This window comes from Geobacter metallireducens GS-15, from assembly GCF_000012925.1.
Lineage (GTDB): Bacteria > Desulfobacterota > Desulfuromonadia > Geobacterales > Geobacteraceae > Geobacter > Geobacter metallireducens.
Map to the genome: position 1 here is coordinate 1,223,514 of NC_007517.1, position 20,886 is coordinate 1,244,399.

A 20,886-nucleotide genomic window follows, 5' to 3' on the forward strand; every position below is an offset into this window, starting at 1 on the left:
TCCCATGGCGAGCGGTCGAATCGAGGTGATTGCCTATGCGGGCTATCGGGGCGAGGAGTGCCCGCGGGCCTTTGTGGTGGGCGGGGTGCAGGTGGATGTCATGAAGCTCCTCGACCTCTGGACGGAGGAAAACCATTTCTCGAAGCGGCGCCGGCGCTGCTTCCGGGTGAAGGGGAGCGACTGGCGAACCTACGTCATCTGCCACGATGAGACGGGTGACGAGTGGTCGCTGGTGTGACGAGTTTGCGGGAAATCGGCTCTGTTGGTTCAGGCGTGGAACGCCAGGGAGGAAGAGAATGGAAAAACGACCCGTTTCTCAATTGATGCTCAATGGTGCCTGGCTGGTGAAGGCTGCCAACGGTGAGTACCTCGATGTGGAGGTGGGGAAGGACGGTGCGCCGAAACGGTTCGTGACGGTTCCCGTCAGCCGCGTGCGGCATCTGTTCCGCTTCGCGGCGCCGGATGAATGGGCAAAGGGAAAGCAGTGCCCGATGCTTGCCGAACCCGTGCCCATGGAACATGCAGGCGCGGTTCGCGGAGTGAAGGGAGCGCCCCTCGCACCGGCGGTGCAGCTTCCGGTCGTGGTTGCCCATGACGGGTGCATGGGGTTTCGTCTTACCCTTCTGGCGGAAACCGCCCGCGCCATGAGATCACTTACCGTGTCACCCCTCCATGACGCCTCGCGGTCGGCCAGGGGGCGCGCAATGGCGGTCGAGCTCATGGAGAGCATCGAGGAGAAGCGGCGCTTCTTCGCGATCGACATGAACACGACGACGCTTCTGCAAACGTCGAGCACCGTCGGTTTTCCCCAGTTCGAAGGAGAGGCGAAGCGCGCCTTCGACGTCATCGCCCAGCAACTCAGGTTCGATCCCCACGGCGACCGGCTCGACGAAGCGGCCCTCGATCGGCTGCACCGCCCCAATGATTTTTCCGAATCCGCCTGGCAGCAGGTTTGCGATCAGCTGCGGCTTGAGATTCACTACCGGTTCCTGTGCAAGTCGCATTTTGAAGCGCTGACGCACTTCGTGCAGAACGTGTTCATCGCCAACAGCGGCGTCGTGGAAACCGTCGGCGGCCTGGTGAAGCTCGACAAGAACCAGGGAGTCAACCTCCTCATCCAGGGGATGTTCAGCCTGGTGGCCAAGGGGGTGGGAGCGCTGCCGTTTCCCGGCTCCGGGGTCGTATCCGGTGCCCTCGGCGCCCTGTTCAGCTGGATGCTGCAGGACCAGGGGCCGAACGCTGCCACCCTGGCAGTGGCCCTCGTTAACGCCCGCGACGGTCTCGCTGACCTCTTCAACAAACTCATCACCTCCATCCAGAAGATGCAGGGCGCCGTTTATTCCGACTGGGGCAAACTCTCGGAGATGGGAATGGCCCTTGAGCGGGAGGACGGCTCCCGCTGTTGGCCGGAGGAAGACGGCGACCTGAGACGGGAGGCAAGCCGGCTTATGGAAATTTCCGTCTGGAAGGATCTGGTGAAGATCAAGTGGCACCACATGACGTCATCGGATGATCCCGCCTTTCTCCCCCGCTATACCGAAGCGGACAAACAGGCCTATGAGAGTAAAAACCGCAACTACTGGGTTGAATACCGCGCCGGAACGGAGACCAACCTCTTTGGCAAGAAATCGAACGGATTTTACGTGACCTATCACTGGCTCGGATACGGGAACATGTGGGTATGGCACCATGAGCCCGATAACGCCATGTGCGACAGGCTCTTCACAAAGCTGAAAGTCACCCGTCAGGAGGTGTTCACGGACACTTCGTGGAATCTTGGCAGGGAAACTTTCCTTGTGCAGAATTACCCGGTTCCGATGTAAGCGGGAACGTTCTTCACATCACGGCTGAGAAAAGGCTTCACAAGCTTGACTTAACGCGCTATTTCGATTAGTTTGTACTATTCGCAACTTTTTACCAACTGTTGCCATTTCACGACGGAGTCATAGAACATGGACATGGACGAGAAAGACGTAGTTGAAACCGAAGAGGAGAGCTTTGCCGAGCTTTTCGAGAAAAGCAATAGCGAGACCCAGCGTCTGCGCCCAGGCTCGAAGGTGGAGGGGAAGATCCTCAAGATAGGCGCCGAGTGGGTTTTCATCGATATCGGCAAGAAGGGCGAAGGGGTCATGGAGCGCAAGGAGCTCCAGGACGCCGAAGGGAACCTGACCGTTGCCGAGGGTGACACCATCACCGCCTGGTTCACGGGGAGCGTGCGCAACGAGATGCGGTTCACCACCAAACTGGGGGCCGGCGCCGCGGCCAATGCCCAGCTTGAGGAAGCCCATCGCTCCGGCATTCCCGTGGAAGGGTTCGTCGTCAAGGAGATCAAGGGCGGATTTGAAGTGAGGCTCAGCGGCACCACCCGCGCCTTCTGCCCCTTCTCCCAGATCTCGCTCCGCCGCGCCGAGAATCCGGCCGAGTTCGTGGGAAAGCACCTCCTCTTCAAGGTCACTGAGTATAGCGAGCGGGGCCGCAACATCGTCCTTTCCCACCGCCAGATCCTCGAGGAGGAGCAGCGGGTCAAGCGGGAAGCCCTCAAGGAGGTTCTCCTGGAGGGAATGACCGTCACCGGCACCGTGACTCGTCTTGCCGACTTCGGCGCCTTCGTGGACCTGGGCGGGGTCGATGGCCTCATCCCCGTTTCCGAGGTGGGGTGGACCCGCGTCAAGCACGTCCGCGACGTCCTTTCCGTGGGCGAGCAGGTGAGCGTGGTCATCAAGAAAATCGACTGGGAAGCCGGCAAGATCTCCCTCAGCCTCAAGGATACCCTGGCCGATCCCTGGACCACCGTGGCCGAGCAGTTCCCCGAGGGGTCCTACCACACCGGCACCGTGGCGCGCCTTGCCGCCTTCGGCGCCTTCGTGACCCTCGCCCCTGGCATCGACGGGCTGATCCACATCTCCAAGCTCGGCAAGGGGAAGCGGATCAACCACCCCAGCGACGTGCTGAAAGAGGGAGAGACCGTCGAAGTGAAGGTGGACGGTGTCGATCGTGAAGCCCGCCGCCTTTCCCTGGCCCTTGCCGAGGTGAGCCGTGCCGCCGAAGAGGAGGAGAAGAGCGTCGCCTCCTTCCGCCAGCAGGCCACGTCTTCCTCGAAGGAATCCATGGGCTCTTTCGGCGACCTCCTCAAGGCCAAGATCGAAGAGAAGAGGTAAGTGGCAAAGCAGTCCGACTACATCACCCCCGAGGGGGCGAAGAAACTCCGCGACGAGCTTGCCTGGCTCTGGAAGGAGGAACGCCCCCGTGTCACCCAGGGCGTTTCCGACGCCGCCGCCGAGGGGGACCGTTCGGAAAACGCCGAGTATATCTACGGCAAGAAGCGGCTGCGGGAGATCGACCGCCGCATCCGCTTCCTCACCCAGCGCCTCGACCACCTCACCGTGGTCGAGGATCCCCCTCCCGCCACTGGCAAGGTCTTTTTCGGCGCCTGGATCAGGCTCGAAACCGAGGAGGGTGACGAGGTGATCTACCGCGTCGTCGGCCCCGACGAGACCGACGCCTCAAAAGGATTCATCAGCATCGACTCCCCCATGGGGAAAGCGCTTCTCGGCCGGAACGAGGGGGACGAGGTCCCTGTCCGCCGGCCGGCCGGGGAAGCGGTCTTTACGGTGCTCGAAGTCGCCTACCAGCCACTTTCTTGAAGAATTCAGAAACCAGGAGTCAGAATTCAGAATGGGTAAACCGCCTGGCTTCTGAATCCTGAATTCTGACTCCTGACTCCTGGATTCTTAAACTCAGGAGGTTCTCCCCATGTACGTCGTCATCCTCGCCGGCGGCTCCGGCACCCGTTTCTGGCCCCTGTCCCGCAAACTCCATCCCAAGCAACTCATGTCGGTCTTCGGCGGCAAGTCGATGCTCCAGCGAACCGCGGAACGGGTTCTCCCCCTTAACCCCAAGCGAATACTCGTGATCACCAACCACCTCCAGGCCGAGGAAACCCGGCGCCAGCTGGAGTATCTGCGGGGCGTCCGGATCGAGGTGATCGAGGAACCCCTGGGGCGCAACACGGCCCCCGCCATCTGCCTCGCCGCCACCCTCATTGCCCGCCACGACCCCGAAGCGGTGATGGCGGTGCTCCCCGCTGACCATTTCATCCGTGACGAGGATGCATTCTGTGCCACCATCCAGAAGGGGAGGGAGGCGGCCCTGAACGGCTACCTGGTCACCCTGGGAATCACCCCTGACCGCCCCGAGACCGGTTACGGCTACATCGAGGCCGAGACATCGCTGCGGGGTGACGGGCCCTACCCGGTAAAGAGGTTCGTGGAAAAGCCCGACCGCGAGAGGGCCCTGGAGTTCCTTGCCGCCGGCACCTTCTTCTGGAACAGCGGCATGTTCCTCTGGCGTGCCGACGTGATCCTTGGCCAGATGGCAGCCCATATGCCGGAACTGGCTCAGGCCTTTGCCGGCATCACCTTTTCCCCCGACATCTGGGAACCGGCCGACCTGGCCCCCCAGATCGAGGCGGTTTACGCCATGGTCAAAGGGGAGTCCATCGACTATGGCGTCATGGAGAAGGCCGATAGTGTGGCCATGATCCCGGCTTCCTTCGGGTGGAGCGACGTGGGGAGCTGGAGCGCGCTCCCCGAGGTGATGGAGCCCGACGCGGCCGGCAACGTGGTCATCGGCGCGCCGGAAACGGTCATTGCCGATGCCGCCGGCTGCATCCTCCGTGGCGAGAAGCTCATGGCACTGGTCGGGGTTCGGGATCTCGTGGTGGTCGATACCCCCGACGCCCTCCTGGTCTGCGCCAAGGACAGGGCCCAGGACGTGAAGAAAGTGGTGGAGGAGCTGGAGCGGCGCGGCCTGAGGCGCTGCCTCTGATGAGTTACGAAGTCCTCAAAGATCTGGAGATCCTGTTCGGCCTGGCCGTGTTCACGGTGGTGCTCCTGCGCCGGTTCATGCTCCCCTCCATCATTGGCTTTCTCGCCACCGGCATCCTGGCCGGCCCCTACGCCCTCGGGCTCATCGAGGACACCCATCAGGTGGAGCAGATGGCCGAGATCGGGGTGGTGCTCCTTCTCTTCACCATCGGCATCGAGTTCTCCCTCAAGGAGCTGATGCGGATCAAGCATCTGGTCTTCTGGGGGGGCGGGATGCAGGTGGGGGTCACCATCCTCATCGTGGCCGCCCTGGCCGTCGCCTTCGGTTCGACGCTCCCCCAGGCCACCTTCTACGGCTTCCTGGTGGCCCTCTCCAGCACCGCCATTCTCATGAAGCTCCTCATGGACAGCGGGGAGATGGACACCCCCCACGGCAAGATGGCCCTGGGCATCTTGATCTTTCAGGACCTCTGCGTGGTGCCGCTCATGCTCTTCACCCCCTTCCTGGCTGGGGCCGGCAATGGCTGGACGGGAATTCTCCTCGTGTCGGCCAAGGCGGTGGCCGTGGTGGTGATCGCCCACTTCGGCTCCCGGTTCGCGGTCCCCTGGCTCTTCGAGCAGGTGGTCAAGAGCCGCAGCCGCGAACTTTTCATCCTGACCATCATCTTCATCGGCTTCGGCACTGCCTGGCTTACGGCACAGGTGGGACTCTCCCTTGCCCTCGGGGCATTCATTGCCGGCCTCGCCATCTCCGAATCGGAGTACAGCCACCAGGCCTTGGGGGACATCATCCCGTTCCGCGACGCCTTCATGAGCCTCTTCTTCATCTCTGTCGGGATGCTCCTGGATCCCTCGGTCATCCTGAAGCAGCCGCTCCTGGTGGGCTCTCTCGTTGTAATCATCCTGGTGGTCAAGTTCCTGGTCACAGGTGGAGCTGCCGTGGCCCTGGGAGTTCCTGCCCGCGTCGGCATCGTTACGGGGCTTGCCCTGGCCCAGATCGGCGAATTCTCTTTTATCCTCTGCCAGACAGGTGTGCAGCACGGCCTGCTCTCCAAGGAGCACTATCAGGTCTTTCTGGCTGCTTCAGTGGCCACCATGGCCCTCACCCCGCTCTGTCTGAAGATCGGCGCCCCGGTTGCCGCATGGCTGGTGCGGATTCTGCCGGCTCCACTGACGCGGGGAAGGGGAGTCCTGCGCGGGAAGGAGAAGAAGGTCACTCTTTCGGACCATGTGATCGTGGTCGGCTTCGGGGTCAACGGCAAGAACCTTTCCCGGGTGCTGAAGGCACAAAAAATTCGCCATGTTATCATCGAGACCAACCCCTTTACGGTATCCGCCGAGAAGAGCAAGGGGACTCGCATCATGTTCGGCGACGCCTCGCGGCCCGAGGTCCTGACCCATGCCGCCGTGGAGCATGCCCGCATCATCGTCATCGCCATTTCCGACGCCGCCGCCAGCCGCCGGGTCGTGGCCCAGGCGCGGCAGATGAGCCCGACGATCCACATCATCGTTCGCACCCGTTATATCCTTGAAATGGAGCCCTTGTACAAAATAGGGGCCAATGAGGTGATCCCCGAGGAGTTCGAAACCTCCATCGAGATTTTCTCGCGGGTCCTGCGCAATTTCCTCGTCCCCCACGACCAGATCGACCACTGCGTTGCCGAGATCCGGCGGGATTCCTACGACATGTTCCGCACCATGAGCCGTCGCCACAGCCACGCCGTCGGCATCGCCGGCTACCTGACCGGCGCCGAGATCGGGAGCTTCCGGGTCAAGAAGGGGGCGCCCCTGGAGGGTGAGAGCCTCCGCCAGGGCACGCTGCGGAGCCGCTCGGGAGCAACACTCCTGGTCATCAAGCGGGGTGACGAAGTGACTCCCAACCCCGATCCGGTCTGGGTGTTGCAGGAGGGTGACATCGTGCTGCTTCTCGGCACGCCGGAACAGTTGGCTGCCGCAGCGCGGCTCTTCGAGGCGCCGACGGTACCCTCGAAGGGGACAGCGGTTTTGGGCGCCCACTGACACACCACAATCAACAGGAGGAAACCATGAAGAAAGTTCTCGTAACCTACTACTCCCGCAGCGGCAACACCGAGAAGATGGCGCGGATGATCGCCGACGGCCTCGCCACGAAGGATGTAGCCGTTGACCTCAGGAAGGTGGAAGAGGTGGAGCTCGACACGCTCCCCTCCTACGACGGCTTCATCGTCGGTTCCCCCAACTACTTCGGCACCATGGCGTGGCCGGTGAAGAAGTTCGTGGACGAGAGCGTCAAGTACTTCAAGAAGCTCGACGGCAAGGCGGCGGCCGCCTTCACCTCCGAGGGGATGATCGGGGGGGGCGGCGACACGGTGGTCCTCGATATCCTCAAGGCATTCCTGATCCACGGTTGCGTCGTCCAGGGGCTCACCTCGGCCGGCCACTACGGTCCCGTGGCCGTTGGGGCTCCCGACGGGCGGATCGCCGACGAGGTCGGTGTACTGGTGGACAAATTCGCGGCGCTCGTGAAAAGGATCTGATGACCGCCGGGGGGCTCCATAACGGCAGCGGGGGGATGGAATCCGCCCGTCACTGCCGGGAGCTGGTCGAGCGGTGGCTCGCTGACGGGAGCTTCGATGCGCGGCTCCCTGAAGTGGTCCGACTGCGCGGCGTTCTCCAGCCCGAGCAGTACCATGCCGAGGGGGACGCCTGGACCCACACCATGCTCGCCATGGAAGCCGTCCCTGACGACGCCGACCCCCGCGTCTTCTGGGGGGTGCTCCTCCACGATATCGGAAAGGCCGAAACCACCGCCTTCATCAAGGGACGGTGGCGCTCCTGGGGGCATGCGGAAGCCGGGGCCGGGGAGGTGTCTGCCATCATGACGCGGCTCGGCTTCCCGCACCTTGCTGCCGACGTGACGTGGCTCGTCAAGCATCACACCTTCCACTTCTCTTGGAACCTGACCCCCGGCGCACGGCTTTCGCCCAAGCAGCGCCGGTTCATGGAGCACCCCCTCTTTCCGCTCCTTCTGGAGGTCTGCGACGCCGACGCCGCCGGCTCCCGGGGAGGGAGCGACAAGGGGGTGAAGATCGGGCAGCTGGCCGACATGTACGCCGACGTCACCAAAGGTTGGGCGGATTCGTGAGGGGGTAGTTCATGAACGGGAAAACAGGGTTCATCGGCATCATCCTTTTGGCGCTGGTTCCGTGGAATGCTGGCGCCACCGAGACCGGCACCATGATCTGCAGAGGGGGGATCGTTTCCATCGGCGACGCCATCCCCGAGGTGCTGCAGAAGTGCGGCCCCCCCGCTTTCTCTTCCCAGCGGGAGCAGGTGGAAGTCGGCGGCAGCGTAAAGCCCGGCGTCAGCCGCACCTACACGAAAGTTTCGGTGGACGACTGGACCTATAACTTTGGACCCAACGAGTTCATGTACCGGGTTATCTTCGAGAATGGCAAAGTAGCGCAGATCGAGAGCCTGGAATGGGGATACTGACGAAGTAAAGTAAACAGAGTTGTTTTTGCCGGAGCCCGTGGTTTACTTCTGAAGAGGAGGTAAGACCCATGGGACGCACCAGCCGCTTTACCCTCCAATCATCGGAAATCACCCCCGAGAGCATCTCTCAGACCCCCTCTACTCCTACAGAATTGACATCCGATCCCCGTTTCCAGGCGGTGGAACGGACCATCAAGCAGTTCCAGTGCCGGGCCGACGCCCTCATTGAGGTGCTCCACGTGGCCCAGGAGGCCTTCGGCTACCTGAGCGACGAGCTCATGGCCCACGTGGCGAGGCAGTTGAAAATCCCCTTCAGCCAGGTCTACGGGGTCGCCACCTTCTACCACTTCTTTTCCCTTGAACCCCGCGGCGCCCATACCTGCGTCGTCTGCACCGGCACGGCCTGCTATGTGAAGCGATCCGCCGAGATCCTTGTGCGCCTTGAGCAGGAGTTCAGGGTCAAGGCCGGCAAGACCACCGAAGACGGTGGCCTCACGCTCTCCACAATCCGGTGCCTTGGTAGTTGCGGCCAGGCGCCAGTCATGGTTCTTGACGGGGAGACGGTGGGACAATGCACCCCCGATTCGGCCGTTGTCGCGGTAAAGGCGCTTCAGGAGAGCGGCCGGCCCCGGCCGAACGATGAGGGAGGGGTGCGGCAGGAGGGGGGAGGGGGGAGAACCCCATGAACAGGGCTGATCTCAGGCATATGGCCGAGGCGGAGCAGGAGCGTCAGGAGCGGTTCCGTTGCCGGATCATGGTCTGCGCCGGTACGCCGTGCCTGTCGGCGGGGGCCCAGACGGTTCTCGATTCCCTGCGGAAGGCGCTGGCCGAGAGCCGCCTTGACGCCGAGATCGAGGCAGTGGCCAGCGGGTGCATGGGGCCGTGCAGCAGGGGGCCCCTCGTCAAGGTACGCCAGCAGGGGAAGAAGGAGATCATCTTCGAGCGGGTCACCCCCGAGCTGGCGCGGCAGATACTCCTTTCCCTCGCCAAGGGGCGCCGGCCGCCGACAGTGTCGGCCCTGCCGCCGGATTTCCCGTTCCTGGCTCGTCAGATGAAGGTGGTGCTGGCCAACAGCGGCTCCATCAACCCCGAGCGGGTCGAGGAATACGTGGCTGCCGGGGGGTACGGCGCCCTGGCCCATGCCCTCCACGAGCTGACCCCCGACGACGTCTGCCGCGAGGTGTCCGTCTCGGGCCTCCGGGGGAGGGGGGGCGCCGGTTACCCCACCGGCGTCAAGTGGAACCTGGCCCGCAAGGCCAACGGCGAGCGGAAGTATGTGGTGGCCAACGGCGACGAGGGAGACCCCGGCGCCTACATGGACCGCTCCATCATGGAGTCGGATCCCCACCGGATCCTGGAGGGGATGGCCTTGGCCGGATACGCCATCGGCGCCGAACAGGGGTTCATCTATGTGCGGGGCGAGTACTACCTGGCGGGGAGGCGGCTGGAGGCGGCCATCCGAGCCGCGGAACGCGCGGGGCTCCTGGGGAGCCGGGTCTTCGGGAGCAATTTCAACTTCCGGATCGATATCCGCACCGGCGCCGGCGCCTTTGTCTGCGGCGAGGAAACGTCGCTCATGGCCTCCATCATGGGGAGACGGGGCCAGCCGCGACAGCGCCCCCCCTATCCGGCCCAGCAGGGGCTCTGGGGATGCCCCACCCTCATCAACAACGTGGAGACCCTCGCCACCGTGCCGGCCATCATGGGGAAAGGGGGGAACTGGTACGCGGGGATCGGCTCGGCCGGAAGCAAGGGGACCAAGGTCTACGCCCTTGCCGGCCAGGTGGAGATCGCGGGGCTCATCGAGGTCCCCATGGGGACGACCCTGCGGGAGGTGGTCTTTGACATCGGCGGCGGCATTCCCGGCGGGAAGCGCTTCAAGGCGGCCCAGTCGGGGGGGCCGTCGGGAGGGTGCATCCCGTCCGGGGAGCTGGACACTCCCCTCGACTACGAGAGCATGCAGCGGGTCGGCACCATCATGGGGTCAGGGGGGCTCATCATAATGGACGAGACGAGCTGCATGCCCGACGTGGCTTCCTTCTTTCTGGATTTCTGCCGGGACGAGAGCTGCGGCAAGTGCGTCCCCTGCCGGGTCGGCACTGTGGAGATGCACCGGCTGCTGCGGAGGATCACGGGGGGGACCGCCACCATGGACGACCTGGCGAAGCTGGAGGAACTCTGCGAGCTGGTGGGGGCCGCGAGCCTCTGCGGCCTCGGCATGACCGCCCCCAACCCGGTCTTGAGTACGCTCCGCTACTTCCGGGACGAGTACGTGGAACACATCAGCCGGCACCGTTGCGCGGCCGGCGTCTGCTCCATGGCGGAAGTGCCCGCCGGCCCCGAGCAGGAGGCGCTGCTGCACGCCATGGGTGGTGCCGGGGAGGAGGCGTGATGTCGGTCGTGACCCTGACCATCGACGGCGAGCTGGTGAGCGGCCGGCGGGGGGAGACGCTCCTCCAGGTGATCCGCGAGCACGGCTTGGCGCTTCCCACCCTCTGTCACCTGGAGGGGCTTTCCGAGCGGGGGGGATGCCGGCTCTGCATCGTGGAGGTGGAGGGAAGCCCCCGCCCCATGCCCGCCTGCAGCACCGCCGCCCGGGAGGGGATGGTGGTCCGGACCGCCACCGACCGGCTCATCCGCTACCGCCGCATGATCGTGGAACTCCTCTTTGCCGAGCGCAACCACTACTGCGCCGTCTGCGTCTCCGCCGGAAACTGCGAGCTCCAGACGGTGGCAGCCACTCTGGGGGTCGACCATGTCCGCTACGAGTACCTCTCCCCCCGGCTCACCATGGACCTCTCCCACGAGCGGTTCGGCATCGACCACAACCGCTGCATCCTCTGCACCCGCTGCGTGAGGGTCTGCGACGAGGTCGAAGGGGTCCATACCTGGGATGTCTCCTGCCGTGGAGTCCGGAGCCGGGTCATCGCCGACCTGAACCATCCCTGGGGGCGGAGCGAAACCTGCACCAGTTGCGGCAAGTGCGTCCAGGTCTGCCCCACCGGCGCCCTCTTCACCAAAGGGGCAGCGGTGGGCGAGATGGTGAAGGATGCCGGCATGCTCACGCGGGTTATCGAGGGACGGGACAAGAAGGGATGGCAGGAATGACGGGGGGCGGCAATGGGTAGGCGGGGAAGGATCCGGTTCGCCACGGTCTGGCTCGGTGGCTGCTCGGGGTGCCACATGAGCTTTCTCGATCTGGACGAGCGGCTCGTGGAGCTGGCCGGCCTGGCCGACATGGTCTACGGCCCTTTTATGGATGCGAAGGAATTCCCCCGGAAGGTGGACGTGACCCTCGTGGAGGGGGCAGTCACTAATCGGGCCAACCTGGCCATGGCCTTGATGCTGCGGGAACGGAGCCGCATTGTCGTGAGCCTGGGCGACTGCGCCGTGACTGGCAACGTGACGAGCCTGCGGAACCAACTGCCGGTGGCCGACGTCCTGGCAACCTTCCTGAGCTGTGGGGAAGGGAGCGTTCCCGCCATGGACTACAATGCAGTGCCGGAGCTTCTCCCCCGGGCGCTCCCCCTCCATCAGGTGATCGCGGTGGACGGGTTTCTCCCCGGCTGCCCCCCGGACCCGGAGAGGATCTGGACCGCCATCGGGTGCCTCCTGCGGGGGGAACCGGTTCATCTCGAATCAGATATGCTCACCTTCGGATAGGATTGCCATGTCACGCACCATTACCATAGACCCCGTCACCCGCATCGAGGGGCATGCCACCATCACCATCCGGCTCGATGATGCCGGCTCCGTGGCGGACGCCCGGCTCCACGTCACCGAGTTCCGGGGCTTCGAGGCCTTCTGCGTAGGGCGGAGCATCTGGGAGATGCCGGGCATAACGGCCCGCATCTGCGGCATCTGCCCCATCAGCCACTCCATCGCCTCCGCCCGGGCCGGCGACGCCATCCTCGGCGTGGATATCCCCCCGGCCGCAGAGCAGCTGCGGCGCATCGCCAACCTGGCCTCCCTCATCCAGAGCCACGCCCTCAGCTTTTTCCACCTCTGCGCCGCCGATCTCCTCCTGGGGATGGACCACGACCCGTCCCGCCGCAGCCTCTGGGGGCTTCTGGAGAGTCGCCCCGACGTGGCCCGGCGCGGTATCAGGCTGCGGCAGATCGGCCAGCAGATCGTGAGCAACCTGGCGGGTGAGAGGGTCCACCCCTCCTGGGCCGTCCCCGGTGGGGTCCGGGAGCCCCTTGATGCCGAGCGGCGCCGGAAGGTCGTCGAACTACTCCCCGAGGGAATTGCCATCATCCGCTCGGCTTTCGAGCTGCTCGACGAGATCTACGGACGCCATGGCGCCGAGGTCGGCACCTACGGCGATTTTCCCTCCCTGTTCGCCGGCCTTGTGGGGGAGGACGGAGGACTCGAGCACTACGACGGCATGCTCCGCTTTACCGACAGCTCCGGTGCCGTGGTGGAGGAGGTCCCCCCTGACCACTACGACCTCGCCATCGGCGAGAGGAGCGAACCGTGGAGCTACATGAAATTCCCTTTCTACCGCAACCATGCCGGGCGTGATGGGGGAGGGATGTTCCGGGTGGGGCCCCTGGCCCGTCTTAACCTCTGCGAACGGGCCGGCACCCCCGAGGCTGACCGGGAACTGCAGACATTCCGGCAGCTGCGGGGCACGGGAGGGGTGGTCACCGGCAGCTTCCACTACCACCATGCCCGGCTCATAGAGATCCTCCACGCCCTGGAGCGGATTGGCGAGTTGCTGGACGATCCCGCCATCCTTGACCGTCACGTCCGGAGCGAGGCGGGGGTCAACCGCCGACACGGCGTCGGCTTCTGCGAAGCCCCCCGGGGGACCCTCTTCCACGACTACGAGGTGGACGACGACGGCCTCATTCTGCGCCTCAACCTCCTCATTGCCACCGGGCAGAACAACCTGGCCATGAACCGGACCATCCTGGAGGTGGCCAGGTCGCATATCAAGGGGGGGAAAGTGAGCGAGGGGATTCTGAACCGGATCGAGCACGGCATCCGCGCCTACGACCCGTGCCTCTCCTGCGCCACTCACGTCTACGGCAGAATGCCGTTCCAGGTGTTGCTCCTGGCGCCGGATGGGACGGTGGTGGATGAGATAGCGAGCTAACCCTGGCGGTTTCCCCCAAGAGCAACCACTTCTCAAGATCAATCCGCGACCTTGGCATCATCGATTCCACGGTGCGTGAAGCCAGACTCTTAGCCTGTGGTCAGGTGGCAAAAAACCGAAACATTGTCATCTATTTCCTTGAGAATTTTAATTTACACCCTGCCGAAGACTGCGTATATTTCAGCTGGAAATGCCTTTGTTTAAAGCGTTGGCAAGCCGAATTGCATGGAAAATTTTGACATGGGACGCACAGGCAACATTGTGGCTGATGCCGTATTGATTGATTCGTGGAACTGAGCTTGAGACGATAATTTCAGAGGACTTCAGAAGTGGAACCAGATGCTGTAAGTTTCCTATATAGGATACCTATTGCGGTTTCCTATATATAGGAAAACCTATTAATAAGTAGTTATTTTCAAGAGTGAATTATGATCCAAGATAAAACGAGGCGCTTTTTCAAGATTGACGTAATTTTGGTGATAATCGCCAGTATTAGTGCCTTCTTTATGGTTAAGGCAAGCGATGATTATCTCCCGTCGAGCCTTAATAAAACCTGTATCGGCCGTGCAATACTACAATTCGAAAATGGCAATCAACTAATCTTCAATCTTGCCGTTGGCATGCTGGTCGGCCTTTTTGTGTACGTCCTTGTTTCACGGCTTCCCGAGCGCCAGAAAAGGATAAGAATACGAAACCACTTACTTCGCCAGTACGAAGCCTTCAGATATGAAACAATTCGAATACTTGTGTCTGCTCAGGGTGCTACATATGCAGGAAATTTAATAGAAGAGCTCATGGACAAGAAAAGTTTCAGACAGTATTTTGAAACCAAAGTTTCTGAAAGTGAAACACGATGGAGCAGGGTAGTCAATAATTTTAATGATTACTGCTTCAGAGAGCTTTCAGTTGAATTTGATATACTCATAAGCGAGATACTGCTTGCGGTACACACGATTGATATTGAGACTGAAAAAGTCTTCTCGCAAATTAATCATATTAGGCACGTTTCCATGTACGTGAAGTCTCTAGGCCAAGAGTACGACGACAGGAAAACATTATTTCGCTATCTATGGTCTGTCAACTCGGGCTTTTCTTTTGAACACGGGTACGCTCATCCAGATATTATTGAAGAGGCGATACTTGCTATATAAAAAATAACAAAGCGCAGCAGCAGTCTGCGCTTCGCTCCGCTGCTGTGCTCTCTACCGTTAGCCTGAAAGAAAGGAAGGCCAACCTTGAACAATGAGCTTCGGGATGAGCTGCTCTCAATGCAACATGAAGATCAGAAAACATTGCAGGAGCTGATCGATTCTGGCGAATTGGGTACGGTCGAATACCATCCAACAATTAAGGACGTCCACGAGCGAAATAACAAGCGCATAAAGGAAATCATCGGACAGCAGGGATGGCCAGGGATTAGCCTGGTAGGTAAGGAAGCTGCCGAGGCTGCTTGGCTCATCGTCCAGCATGCGGTACTTGACACTGTATTCATGGAATCATGCTTGGCACATCTTCGAGAGGCTGTTAAAAGGGGGGAAGCGGAGGGGAGCCACCTTGCTTACCTACAAGACAGAGTACTCACTATGTCTTGGAAACCTCAAATTTATGGTACGCAACACGATGTCGATGAAAGCGGTACGGCCTTCCCGTTGCCGATGGAGAATCCTGTAGAAGTTGACAGTTTGCGAAGGGAAATGGGATTGGGCACCTTGGCCGAAGCGACGAGGCGCATACAGGAAAGGGTGAATGCTATACGCCGAAATCGTAAGGCTAACCAAGCCGAGTGACCTTTCCCCGTAAAACTCAGCCTTGCACGCTTCGTGATTTCGGTTTAGAGGATCACTGGTAGCCGCTCCGTAAGCCGGATCTCCTCCGGCGTCACCAGGGCCCGGTAGGCGAGGGACTCGACGCCACTCGCCACGGCCAGCCGGAGGAGCTGTCCGTATTTCGGGTCAATGGCGTCGGCCGGTGAAACAGCCTCGCCGTCCCCCCGCTGCACCACGTAGAAAATCACCCCGCGATCTCCCTGTCAACGGCAATCGAAAATTGACCCACTTTACCGGTTGATCGGCAATTGAAAAATGACCCACCTTCCTGGGTTAATCATCCATCTGGGGTGTCGGCAGTTGCTGCCCGAGAATGCCAGCTCGGCGCTTCTCTTTCAATCGGTAGCTGTCACCCCTGATCTGAATGACATGGGCGTGGTGCAGCAACCGGTCGAGCATTGCTGATGTGAGTGCCGTGTTGCCGCCGAAAGCCTGTTCCCATTCCCCAAAGCTCAGGTTCGAGGTGAGGATGACGGAACCTGTTTCGTACCTTTTGGCGATCACCTGAAAGAACAGGTTTGCCTGTGTTTCGCTGAACGGAAGGTATCCAATCTCGTCGATGATGAGTAGTCTCGGCCCCAGGACACTGCGCCGCATTACTTCCTTGTACCGCCCCTGGCGCTGGGCGCTTTCGAGTTGCAGCATCAGGTCCGCAGCGGAAATGAAGCGCACCTTCACGCCGCACTGGGTTGCCCGGTAGCCGAGGGCAATGGCGAGGTGAGTCTTGCCGGTACCGCTGGGACCGAGCAGGATTACATTCTCCCGACGCTCCAGAAACGCCATTGCCGATAGGTCCAGGATTCGCTGCTTCGGGGCGCCGGTGGCAAAATCGAAGTCATAATCCTCAAGGGTCTTGATCGCGGGAAAGCCCGCGAGCTTTGCCATGGTGTGGCGCGAGCGCCCCTGCCGGACGTCGTTCTCGGCCTTGAGTACCTGCTCGAGATAGTCGATGTATGACGACTCCTGCTTTGCCGCAGCATCGGCAAGGTCGGCGTACACATCGGTCACCGCCAGAAACTTCAAGTCGTCGCAGAGGGTGACCATACGCTGGTGCTGGATGTCGCTCATAGCCGCCCCTCCTGAAGGATCTGATCATAGAAGGAGGCGGGGCGCTGAAGTGGGATCACCGGCCACGGCATGGGAGTGATGACTTCCGGCTTGCCCTGCTCAACCTTAACCCTTGGCGGCAGCGGCGACATTGCCGCGCGCTCGATCTTGAGACGATCGCAGGGGCGCTCGCTGGTCTCGCCATGGATTCGGCAGTTGGCTACGTCATTAAGCCAGTTACGGACCTCGATGTTGGCGGTCGCGACATCGAGAGTTAATCCTGCCTGCTTAAGGCGCGAGACCAGCGGATAGTAGAAGCTGTACCGCAGGTAGCGGTTGAACCGCTCGACCTTTCCCTTGGTCTTGGCGCGGTACGGCTTGCACAGCCGGGGGATAAACCCGAAATGCTTGGCTGTGTCCCACAGGCCGGAGTGGAAGCGGTGCTTGCCCTCGCCGAAGGCGTTTCGCTCCAGAACCACAGTCTTCATGTTGTCATAGAGCACTTCACGCGGGACGCCGCCGAAGAAGGAAAATGCCATCTCATGGCACTCACGAAGGACATCAAAGGCCTGGCTGGTGGTGAAGACGACGAACGAATCGCGGCTGAAACCAAGGGTTCCAACGAACGCGTACAATGGGTGTTTACCCCTGCGCAATTCGCACCAGTCGGCTTGCATCTGCTTGCCGGGCTCCGTTTCAAACCGGACAACCGGCTCCGGAGTGACACGGGAGTAAAGTGTCGCCAAAAACGTTCTTACGGTGCGCTCGCAGCCATCGTAGCCAAAGCTGGCAATTTCCCGAGCAAGCACCGGAGCAGGAATCCGGTGTGGCAGCGCCGCCTTCACCCGCTCTTCGAGAAAGGCTTTAAATGGATCTAGCTTCCCCGGCCGCTTCGCCCGTTCTTTGTATCTGGGATCGGCCGTTGATCTGAGGAACTTCCTGACCGTGTTTCGGCATAGCCCGGTGATCCGCGAGATCTCCCGGATGCTTTTGCCCTGTTTCTTGAGAATTCTGACTTCCATACACTCTTCCTTTCCGATCATGCCGACCCTCCAGGTCGGCTAGGTTATCAGGAAGAGTGGGTCAATTTTCAATTTCCGAGGTGGGTCATTTTTACATTGCCGCTAACATCCCCACCGCACCATCTCCATCAGTTCCCGCAAATGCTTCTGCCCCCGTTCCGTCACGGCGTCGGGGAAGAGGGCAGCGCCCCGGTTTACCTTCCAGGAGGAGGTCAATCCGGCTCCTTTTTCCCCGTAGAGGTGGCCCCCTCACCCGGCACCGCTTCCGCCCAAGCGCAAAACGCTGGTAGCGGAGAGCAATAATGCCAGCCCAAGTGCAGCCGGTGAGAAAAGCCTTGTGCCCGTACTTGGTCTCCCGCCGTTTCCTCGAAATAGAAGACTACCTTTTCCGAGCCGGAAACCTTTTCTCTTTGAGATTCAGTTACAATATATTTTTTTATCAAAAATAAAAGTGTCGACACTTTTTGCTTGAAAATCTAAAATATGGGGTATAATCTTCACTTGTCACAATAAATCACAATAAGGTGTCGACAAAATGAAGCATCAGGTAAACGATAACAATCAGTCCGCGACTCCCCTGACGGACCGGATTTTTGATGTCCTTCAGGATTCGATCATCAAGGGTGAGATCCCCGCAGGGAGCAAGATTTCAGAACCAGAGCTTGCCAAAACGTATGGGGTGAGCCGGGGGACATTGCGCGAGGCTTTGAGCCGTCTGGAAGAACGGCATCTCGTCATCCGAGCGCCGAACCATGGTGCGCGGGTCATCTCGCTTTCCTATGAGGAGCTGATTGAAACCTATCAGGTTCGCGAAGTCCTGGGGGGGCTCGGGTGCAGGCTTGCCGTCCAGAATATGACCGACAGCGAGATCGCAGAGTTGAAAAAGCTGCTGGATGAGCATGAGAAGAGCATTGCGGAAGATCAGGGGCTTTCCTACTACCAGGAGGAAGGAGAATTCGATTTCCATTACCGGATCTTGCAGGGTAGCCGCAACAAGAGACTCTTGGCCATTCTGGATGGTGGCCTCTACCAGTTGATCCGGATGTACCGGTACCAGTTCAGCACCGACAGTCCCCGGCCCTTGCTGGCGCTCAAGGAGCACCGTCGTATCGTCGACGCCATCGAGGAGCGGGATGAAGAGTTGGCGGAGCTCCTCATGCGGCGCCATATACGGACCGCGCGCATCAGCGTCGAGGAACGGCACAAAAAAGCCATCGCAAAGGATAGTGGCAATGTCTGAGCAGATTTCCGCCGGGAAGCTTTTCCGCAGGGTCATTGATGCTGAAAAGCCGCTTCAGATTGTGGGGACGATCAACGCCTACTGCGCAATCCTGGCCGAAAAGGCCGGTCACCGGGCAATCTACCTCTCCGGCGCCGGGGTCGCGAACGCCTCGTTCGGTCTTCCCGACCTCGGTATAATCTCCCGCAGTGACGTCCTGGAGGAGGTGAGGCGGATTACCGGCGCTTCCCCCCTGCCGCTCCTGGTCGACATCGATACGGGATGGGGAGAGGAATTCGGGATCGACCGCACGATTAAGGAGATGATTCGCGCAGGGGCGGCGGCGGTTCACCTTGAGGATCAGGTCGAACCGAAACGCTGCGGCCATCGCCCCAACAAGTCCATTGTTTCAACAGGCAGAATGGTGGACCGTATAAAGGCTGCGGTGGATGCCCGAAGCGATGGGGATCTCATGATCATGGCCCGTACCGACGCTCTGGCGACTGCAGGGCTCGACGCCGCCGTCGAAAGGGCGGCCCTCTATGTGGAGGCCGGCGCGGAGAGCATCTTTGCGGAGGGGGTGACCGACCTTGCCATGTACCGGCGGTTTGCCGATGCCGTTGATGTGCCGCTCCTGGCCAATATGACCGAATTCGGGAAGACCCCCTACTACACGAAAGAGCAGTTTGCTGCGCAGGGGGTCGCTATGGTGCTCTATCCCCTGAGCGCCTTCCGGGCCATGAGCAGGGCCGCACTGGAGGTGTATGAGACCATCCTCCGCGCCGGAACCCAGGAGCCGGTTGTGGCGGCCATGCAACCCCGGGAGGAACTTTACGAACTGCTCCACTATTACGACTATGAGCGGAAGCTCGACCGGCTGTCTTCCCGTGACGGCGTTGAAAGCGGCGAGGGGAGGGAGAAACGGTGAGCACGACTGCCGACGTGAATGTCCGGCCAGCCCCGGACCAGGTGCTGGTCGACATAGCCGAGTACGTCACGGGCTACCGGGTGACGAGCCACGAGGCCCGCGAAACTGCCCGCTACTCCCTGATAGATGCCCTCGGGTGCGGCATGCTGGCCCTGACGTTTCCCGAGTGTACCAAGCTCCTGGGGCCGATCGTCCCCGGAATCGTCGTCCCTCTCGGCGCCCGGGTGCCGGGCACCCGTTACGAGCTTGACCCGGTCAAGGCGGCCTTTGACATTGGCTGCATCATCCGGTGGCTCGACTTCAACGACACCTGGCTGGCCGCCGAATGGGGACACCCGTCGGACAACCTCGGGGCGATCCTGGCTGTTGCCGACCACCTGAGCCGGCGCAACGTTGCCGAAGGAAACGCTCCCGTGACCATGGGCGAGGTGTTGACCTGCATGGTCATGGCCCATGAAATCCAGGGGTGCCTGGCCCTGGAGAACAGCTTCAACCGGGTGGGGCTCGACCACGTCCTGCTGGTCAAAGTCGCCTCGACCGCGGTTGTCATGAGACTGCTCGGCGGGACAAAAGAGCAGATAATCGATGCCCTGTCCCAGGCGTGGGTCGACGGCCAGAGCCTCCGCACCTATCGCCATGCGCCCAATGCCGGCAGTCGCAAATCCTGGGCCGCGGGGGATGCCGTCAGCCGGGCCGTTCGGCTGGCCCTCATGACCCTCCAGGGGGAGAAGGGGTATCCGAGCGCGCTCACCGCCCCCACGTGGGGATTCTATGACGTATCGTTCAAGGGAAGACCGTTCCGCTTCCAGCGCCCCTTTGGCACCTACGTCATGGAAAACGTCCTCTTCAAGATCTCCTACCCTGCGGAATTCCATGCCCAGACCGCCGTTGAGGCCGCAGTGAAGCTCCATCCCCAAGTGCGGGAGCGACTCTCGGACATCGAAAAGATCGTCATCACCACCCACGAATCCGCCATCCGCATCATCAGCAAGACCGGCAAACTCCATAACCCGGCGGACCGGGACCACTGCCTCCAGTATATGACCGCCATCGGGCTCATTTTCGGGAACCTGACCGCCGACCATTACGAAGAGAAGGCTGCGGCCGATCCCCGCATCGATCCCCTGCGGGAGCGGATGGAGGTGGTGGAAGAGCCGCGTTACAGCCGCGAGTATCTTGAGCCGGACAAACGTTCCATCGCCAATGCCGTCCAGGTGTTCTTCCGTGACGGCTCCTGCACCGAGCGCGTGGAGGTGGAATATCCCCTGGGGCATCGCCGCCGCCGTGCCGAGGGGATCCCACTCCTGCTGGAGAAATTCCGGGCGAACCTCTCTGCGCGTTTCCCGGAAGAACGGCTCCGGCGGATAGTCGCCTGCTGCCAGGATCAGCAGCGGCTGGAGAATACTCCCGTGAATGAATTCATGGAATTGTTTCTTATCTGAT

General features: G+C 61.3%; 21 protein-coding genes and 2 pseudogenes. 19 read left to right on the forward strand and 4 right to left on the reverse strand.

Annotated features, from left to right (window positions below; translation table 11 throughout):
- Window positions 1–4 precede the first annotated feature (4 nt).
- The 16 genes from GMET_RS05520 to GMET_RS05595 all read left to right on the forward strand — a co-directional run bounded on the left by GMET_RS05520 (window position 5) and on the right by GMET_RS05595 (window position 15,188).
- Window positions 5–238: a hypothetical protein gene (locus GMET_RS05520; RefSeq protein WP_004513756.1), complete on the forward strand. Its 234-nt coding sequence runs from the start codon at window positions 5–7 to the stop codon at window positions 236–238.
- A 58-nt stretch (window positions 239–296) separates the two neighbouring features.
- A complete protein-coding gene (locus GMET_RS05525) occupies window positions 297–1,823 on the forward strand; it encodes a hypothetical protein (protein WP_004513757.1) in 1,527 nt (508 codons plus the stop codon).
- Between the two features lie 129 nt (window positions 1,824–1,952).
- On the forward strand, window positions 1,953–3,158 hold the full coding sequence (gene rpsA, locus GMET_RS05530; protein ID WP_004513758.1) for a 30S ribosomal protein S1: 1,206 nt from the start codon (window positions 1,953–1,955) through the stop codon (window positions 3,156–3,158).
- Window positions 3,159–3,644, forward strand: a complete 486-nt coding sequence (gene greB / locus GMET_RS05535) for a transcription elongation factor GreB (RefSeq protein ID WP_004513759.1) — start codon at window positions 3,159–3,161, stop codon at window positions 3,642–3,644. It abuts the gene before it with no gap.
- A gap of 109 nt (window positions 3,645–3,753) precedes the next feature.
- Window positions 3,754–4,827: a mannose-1-phosphate guanylyltransferase gene (locus tag GMET_RS05540; protein WP_004513760.1), complete on the forward strand. Its 1,074-nt coding sequence runs from the start codon at window positions 3,754–3,756 to the stop codon at window positions 4,825–4,827.
- Window positions 4,827–6,845 (forward strand): monovalent cation:proton antiporter family protein, encoded by a 2,019-nt coding sequence (locus tag GMET_RS05545; RefSeq protein WP_004513761.1) that lies wholly within the window; start codon window positions 4,827–4,829, stop codon window positions 6,843–6,845. Before GMET_RS05540 ends, GMET_RS05545 begins: the two co-directional genes overlap by 1 nt.
- Window positions 6,846–6,871: 26 nt before the next feature.
- Window positions 6,872–7,342 carry a flavodoxin family protein gene (locus GMET_RS05550; protein ID WP_004513762.1) on the forward strand — a complete coding sequence of 157 codons (471 nt, stop codon included), beginning with the start codon at window positions 6,872–6,874 and terminating at the stop codon, window positions 7,340–7,342.
- Window positions 7,342–7,950, forward strand: coding sequence for an HD domain-containing protein (locus GMET_RS05555; RefSeq protein ID WP_004513763.1), 609 nt, complete (start codon window positions 7,342–7,344; stop codon window positions 7,948–7,950). The genes GMET_RS05550 and GMET_RS05555 overlap by 1 nt, the downstream gene beginning before the upstream one ends.
- A gap of 11 nt (window positions 7,951–7,961) precedes the next feature.
- A complete protein-coding gene (locus GMET_RS05560; RefSeq protein WP_004513764.1) occupies window positions 7,962–8,300 on the forward strand; it encodes a DUF2845 domain-containing protein in 339 nt (112 codons plus the stop codon).
- A 68-nt stretch (window positions 8,301–8,368) separates the two neighbouring features.
- On the forward strand, window positions 8,369–8,986 hold the full coding sequence (gene hoxE, locus GMET_RS05565; RefSeq protein ID WP_004513765.1) for a bidirectional hydrogenase complex protein HoxE: 618 nt from the start codon (window positions 8,369–8,371) through the stop codon (window positions 8,984–8,986).
- Complete coding sequence (locus GMET_RS05570) at window positions 8,983–10,692, forward strand: NuoF family protein (RefSeq protein ID WP_004513766.1); 1,710 nt, start codon at window positions 8,983–8,985, stop codon at window positions 10,690–10,692. The genes hoxE and GMET_RS05570 overlap by 4 nt, the downstream gene beginning before the upstream one ends.
- On the forward strand, window positions 10,692–11,408 hold the full coding sequence (gene hoxU / locus GMET_RS05575; protein WP_004513767.1) for a bidirectional hydrogenase complex protein HoxU: 717 nt from the start codon (window positions 10,692–10,694) through the stop codon (window positions 11,406–11,408). The genes GMET_RS05570 and hoxU overlap by 1 nt, the downstream gene beginning before the upstream one ends.
- Before the next feature lie 12 nt (window positions 11,409–11,420).
- Complete coding sequence (locus GMET_RS05580) at window positions 11,421–11,963, forward strand: oxidoreductase (protein ID WP_004513768.1); 543 nt, start codon at window positions 11,421–11,423, stop codon at window positions 11,961–11,963.
- 7 nt (window positions 11,964–11,970) lie between these two features.
- Window positions 11,971–13,401 carry a Ni/Fe hydrogenase subunit alpha gene (locus GMET_RS05585; RefSeq protein ID WP_004513769.1) on the forward strand — a complete coding sequence of 477 codons (1,431 nt, stop codon included), beginning with the start codon at window positions 11,971–11,973 and terminating at the stop codon, window positions 13,399–13,401.
- Window positions 13,402–13,829: 428 nt separating this feature from the next.
- Complete coding sequence (locus GMET_RS05590; protein ID WP_004513770.1) at window positions 13,830–14,552, forward strand: hypothetical protein; 723 nt, start codon at window positions 13,830–13,832, stop codon at window positions 14,550–14,552.
- Between the two features lie 84 nt (window positions 14,553–14,636).
- Window positions 14,637–15,188, forward strand: a complete 552-nt coding sequence (locus tag GMET_RS05595) for a DUF6624 domain-containing protein (RefSeq protein ID WP_004513771.1) — start codon at window positions 14,637–14,639, stop codon at window positions 15,186–15,188.
- A gap of 44 nt (window positions 15,189–15,232) precedes the next feature.
- Here the strand turns inward: GMET_RS05595 and GMET_RS05600 are convergent.
- The 4 genes and pseudogenes from GMET_RS05600 to GMET_RS18255 all read right to left on the reverse strand — a co-directional run.
- Window positions 15,233–15,430 (reverse strand): annotated as a pseudogene (locus GMET_RS05600) (DNA/RNA nuclease SfsA); the annotation flags it as partial.
- A gap of 70 nt (window positions 15,431–15,500) precedes the next feature.
- A complete protein-coding gene (gene istB / locus GMET_RS05605; RefSeq protein WP_004514800.1) occupies window positions 15,501–16,295 on the reverse strand; it encodes an IS21-like element ISGme4 family helper ATPase IstB in 795 nt (264 codons plus the stop codon).
- On the reverse strand, window positions 16,292–17,317 hold the full coding sequence (gene istA / locus GMET_RS05610) for an IS21-like element ISGme4 family transposase (RefSeq protein WP_004514801.1): 1,026 nt from the start codon (window positions 17,315–17,317) through the stop codon (window positions 16,292–16,294). The genes istB and istA overlap by 4 nt, the downstream gene beginning before the upstream one ends.
- An 87-nt stretch (window positions 17,318–17,404) precedes the next feature.
- Window positions 17,405–17,525: pseudogene (locus tag GMET_RS18255) on the reverse strand (DNA/RNA nuclease SfsA); the annotation flags it as partial.
- A 306-nt stretch (window positions 17,526–17,831) separates the two neighbouring features.
- On the opposite strand from GMET_RS18255, the gene GMET_RS05615 reads away from it, so the two are divergent.
- From GMET_RS05615 to GMET_RS05625, 3 genes are read left to right on the forward strand one after another with little or no spacing between them, the layout of a single operon-like run.
- Complete coding sequence (locus tag GMET_RS05615; protein WP_004513385.1) at window positions 17,832–18,536, forward strand: GntR family transcriptional regulator; 705 nt, start codon at window positions 17,832–17,834, stop codon at window positions 18,534–18,536.
- Window positions 18,529–19,443 carry a methylisocitrate lyase gene (prpB, locus tag GMET_RS05620; RefSeq protein WP_004513386.1) on the forward strand — a complete coding sequence of 305 codons (915 nt, stop codon included), beginning with the start codon at window positions 18,529–18,531 and terminating at the stop codon, window positions 19,441–19,443. The genes GMET_RS05615 and prpB overlap by 8 nt, the downstream gene beginning before the upstream one ends.
- Window positions 19,440–20,885 carry a bifunctional 2-methylcitrate dehydratase/aconitate hydratase gene (locus tag GMET_RS05625; protein ID WP_004513387.1) on the forward strand — a complete coding sequence of 482 codons (1,446 nt, stop codon included), beginning with the start codon at window positions 19,440–19,442 and terminating at the stop codon, window positions 20,883–20,885. The genes prpB and GMET_RS05625 overlap by 4 nt, the downstream gene beginning before the upstream one ends.
- Window position 20,886 lies beyond the last annotated feature (1 nt).

Coding starts and splice junctions, on each gene's coding strand:
- GMET_RS05580 (WP_004513768.1), top strand. CDS start 11,421: ATGGGTAGGCGGGGAAGGATCCGGTTCGCCACGGTCTGGCTCGGTGGC.
- GMET_RS05590 (WP_004513770.1), top strand. CDS start 13,830: ATGATCCAAGATAAAACGAGGCGCTTTTTCAAGATTGACGTAATTTTG.
- rpsA (WP_004513758.1), top strand. CDS start 1,953: ATGGACATGGACGAGAAAGACGTAGTTGAAACCGAAGAGGAGAGCTTT.
- GMET_RS05550 (WP_004513762.1), top strand. CDS start 6,872: ATGAAGAAAGTTCTCGTAACCTACTACTCCCGCAGCGGCAACACCGAG.
- GMET_RS05520 (WP_004513756.1), top strand. CDS start 5: ATGGCGAGCGGTCGAATCGAGGTGATTGCCTATGCGGGCTATCGGGGC.
- hoxE (WP_004513765.1), top strand. CDS start 8,369: ATGGGACGCACCAGCCGCTTTACCCTCCAATCATCGGAAATCACCCCC.
- GMET_RS05545 (WP_004513761.1), top strand. CDS start 4,827: ATGAGTTACGAAGTCCTCAAAGATCTGGAGATCCTGTTCGGCCTGGCC.
- hoxU (WP_004513767.1), top strand. CDS start 10,692: ATGTCGGTCGTGACCCTGACCATCGACGGCGAGCTGGTGAGCGGCCGG.
- istB (WP_004514800.1), bottom strand. CDS start 16,295: ATGAGCGACATCCAGCACCAGCGTATGGTCACCCTCTGCGACGACTTG.
- GMET_RS05555 (WP_004513763.1), top strand. CDS start 7,342: ATGACCGCCGGGGGGCTCCATAACGGCAGCGGGGGGATGGAATCCGCC.
- istA (WP_004514801.1), bottom strand. CDS start 17,317: ATGATCGGAAAGGAAGAGTGTATGGAAGTCAGAATTCTCAAGAAACAG.
- GMET_RS05560 (WP_004513764.1), top strand. CDS start 7,962: ATGAACGGGAAAACAGGGTTCATCGGCATCATCCTTTTGGCGCTGGTT.
- GMET_RS05570 (WP_004513766.1), top strand. CDS start 8,983: ATGAACAGGGCTGATCTCAGGCATATGGCCGAGGCGGAGCAGGAGCGT.
- GMET_RS05525 (WP_004513757.1), top strand. CDS start 297: ATGGAAAAACGACCCGTTTCTCAATTGATGCTCAATGGTGCCTGGCTG.
- GMET_RS05585 (WP_004513769.1), top strand. CDS start 11,971: ATGTCACGCACCATTACCATAGACCCCGTCACCCGCATCGAGGGGCAT.
- GMET_RS05615 (WP_004513385.1), top strand. CDS start 17,832: ATGAAGCATCAGGTAAACGATAACAATCAGTCCGCGACTCCCCTGACG.
- GMET_RS05540 (WP_004513760.1), top strand. CDS start 3,754: ATGTACGTCGTCATCCTCGCCGGCGGCTCCGGCACCCGTTTCTGGCCC.
- prpB (WP_004513386.1), top strand. CDS start 18,529: ATGTCTGAGCAGATTTCCGCCGGGAAGCTTTTCCGCAGGGTCATTGAT.